Source organism: Streptomyces sp. MnatMP-M17, from assembly GCF_900091995.1.
Taxonomy (GTDB): Bacteria; Actinomycetota; Actinomycetes; order Streptomycetales; family Streptomycetaceae; genus Streptomyces.
Genome location: NZ_FMDK01000767.1, coordinates 1 through 3,289 on the forward strand (window position 1 = coordinate 1; position 3,289 = coordinate 3,289).

Here is a 3,289-nt window from a genome sequence, read left to right on the forward strand (position 1 = left end):
ACGCAGTACGGCATCCAGCCGCTCGGGCGTGAGCGAGCCGATGACACCGTCGTCCAGCACACCCGCCGTGTGCACCACAGCGGAGACGGTGTGCTCGGCGAGCAGCTCCGCCAGTGCTTCGCGGTCCGCCGCGTCACAGGCGGCGAGGACGACATCGGCGCCCTGGGCTGTCAGTTCGGCGGCCAGCTCCTCGGCACCTTCGGCGGCCGGGCCTCGGCGGCTGACCAGCAGGAGCTTCCGCAGGCCGTGCTCGGCGACGAGATGCCGGGCGAAGACCGCGCCGAGACCGCCCGTACCACCGGTGATCAGGACACGGCCTTCGGTGTCCCGGACAGGGGCCGTGCGGGTGTCGCCGGGAGCTCTGCGGACCAGACGTCCGGCGAGGATCTCGCCGCCGCGGACGATCAGTTGGGGCTCGTCCGAGCCCAGGGCGGGAAGTGACAGCTCGGCCGGTCCCTCGGGGTCCAGATCCAGGAGCCCGAAGGCGCCCGGGTGTTCGGACTGCGCGGAGCGCACCAGGCCCCAGACCGCTGCCGCCGCCGGGTCATGGCCACCGACCGCGCCGCGCGTCACGAAGACCAGCCGGGAGCCGGCGAACCGCTCCTCGGCGAGCCAGGCCTGCGCGGTGGCGAGGACGTCGGCCGTCAGAGTGTGGGCCGCGTCGGCGCCGGGCTCTCCGGTGAGCGTCATCAGGACGGCATCGGGGACCGAGGTCTCCGCCGCCGCCAGCGACGCCAGGTCCGGATGGATCCTGCCGGTCGCCAGCGCGGGGTCCCCGGCGAGTCCGAACGCGTCGGGACCGACCAGGGCGACCGGGCCAGGGAGCGCCGGAGCACTGCGTACCGGCACCCAGTCCAAGGCGAACAGCGCGTCCCGGGCCGCCGTGGCGGCGACGTCGAGAGGCGTCGCCGAAGCCGGGCGCAGCACCAGCGAGTCGACGGAGAAGACCGGCGCGCCGGAGGTGTCGGCCACGCTGATCGAGACCGCGTCCTCGCCTGCCGGGGAGAGCCGTACCCGTAGCGCCGAGGCGCCGGTCGCGTGCAGCGAGACGCCCTCCCAGGAGAAGGGCAGTCCGCCTCGGCTCTCCGTGCCGAGTTCTATGAAGGAGGCCGCGTGCAGCGCCGCGTCGAGCAGCGCGGGATGAAGTCCGAAGGCCTCGGCGTCGTCCGTACCGCCGTCCGTACCGCCCTCGGGCAGCGCGACCTCGGCGTACACCTCGCCATCGCGCCGCCAGACCGAGCGGAGCCCTCGGAAGAGCGGACCGTACGCGAAGCCGTCCTCGGCGAGGCGCTCGTACAGCCCGTCGGTGGCGACGGGTTCGGCTCCGGCCGGCGGCCAGACGGAGGCGTCGAAGCCGACGTGCTCCCGCGCCCGCGCCTGCACCTGCTCCCGCTCCTCGCCGATCGCGAGTACACCGGTGGCATGCGGAGTCCACGCCGTCTCGTCGCCGTCCTCAGGGCGTGAGTACACATGGACGGTACGGCGGCCCGAGTCGTCGGGCGTGCCGACCCAGAGCTGGACCTGGACGCCGCCTCGCTCCGGGAGGATCAGCGGCGCGGCCAGCGTCAGTTCCTCGACGCGGTCACAGCCGACCTCGTCACCGGCGCGCACGGCGAGTTCGAGGAAGGCGGTGCCGGGAAGGAGCGTGGTGCCGCGCACGGTGTGGTCGGCGAGCCACGGATGGGTCCGCAGCGAGAGCCGGCCGGTGAGCAGAGCGCCTTCGGAGTCGGCGAGGGAGACGGCGGCCGAGAGCAGCGGATGGTGGGCGGCGCCGAGACCGGCGGCCCGCAGATCGGCGCTCTGGCCCTGGTTTTCCCTGGGCCAGTACCTACGGCGCTGGAAGGCATAGGTCGGCAGGTCGACGCGGCGGGCTCCGGTGGCGGCGAAGTACGCGTCCCAGCGGACGGTGACACCTCGTACATACAGCCCGGCCAGGGCCGTGGTGAGGGCCCGGACCTCGGGCCGGCCGGAGCGCAGGGCGGGCAGCGCGGCACGGTCCCGCGCGCCTTCCGTACCGCCTGTCGCGTCGCTGCCCGCCGAGCCGTCCGTCGTGTCGAGGCACTCCTCGGTCATCGCGGAGAGCACACCGTCGGGGCCGAGTTCGAGGAACGTGGTCACTCCGTGACCGGCCAGCCAGCGGGCGCCGTCCGCGTACCGTACGGCGCGGCGCACATGGTCCACCCAGTAGTCGGCGGAGGTGACCTGCGTGACCGTCGCGGGCTCGCCGGTGAGGTTGGAGACGAACGGCGTCAGCGGCGCCTGGAGCGTCAGCCCTTCGACCACGGTGCGGAACTCGTCGAGCATCGGCTCCATGAGCGGCGAGTGGAAGGCGTGCGAGACCCGGAGCCGCTTGGTCTTCCTGCCCTCCGCGCCGAGCCGGGCCGCGATCCGGGTGACGGCCTCCTCCTCGCCGGAGAGCACCAGCGCCGAGGGACCGTTGACCGCCGCGACCGACACGGTGTCCTCGTGTCCGGCCAGCAGTGCGGCAATCTCGTCCTCGGTGGCCTGTACGGCGGTCATGGCGCCACCGGCGGGCAGTGCCTGCATCAGCCGGCCCCGGGCGGCGACGAGCGTGGCCGCGTCGGCGAGCGAGAGCACTCCGGCCACATGGGCGGCGGTGATCTCGCCGATGGAGTGGCCGGTCAGATAGTCGGGCTTGATGCCCAAGGACTCGACCAGGCGGTACAGCGCGGTTTCGACGGCGAAGAGCGCGGGCTGCGCGTACTCCGTACGGTCCAGCGCCTCGGCGTCCTCGCCCCAGAGCACCTCCCCCAGCGGCCGGTCCAGCAGCGGGTCGAGCGCGTCGAGCGCCTCGTCCAGGGCATGGGCGAAGACCGGGAACCGCGCGTGGAGTTCACGGCCCATGCCGAGCCGCTGCGAGCCCTGGCCGGTGAAAAGGAAGGCCAGTTTGCCCTCGCTCCGGACAGTGTCCTGGACGAGATCGGCAGAGGCGCCGTCCTCGGCGAGAGCTGTCAGTCCGGCGAGCGCGGTGGCTCGGTCGGCGGCGAGGACCACCGCGCGGTGCTCGAAGCCGGCCCGGGTGGTGGCCAGGGAGCAGGCGGTGTCGAGGACGGTCGTGCCGGGAGCGGTCTCCAGGGCGGAGAGCAGCGCGGCGGCCTGGGCCCGCAGCGCCTCTCCGGTCCGCCCGGAGACCAGCAGAGGTACGGTGCCGGGCTCGGGCGGAGCGTCCGCCGCTTCCGGGGCCTCGGGAGCGGGAGGCGCCTGCTCGACGACGGTGTGCGCGTTGGTGCCGCTGATACCGAAGGAGGAGACGGCGGGCCGCCCGGGG

At 73.8% G+C, this 3,289-nt stretch carries 1 protein-coding gene; it reads right to left on the reverse strand.

The genetic code is table 11. The features are described 5' to 3' along the window. Window positions 1–3,289: SDR family NAD(P)-dependent oxidoreductase (locus GA0115259_RS30120; protein ID WP_141716748.1), on the reverse strand; the 3,289-nt coding region annotated here is incomplete at both ends.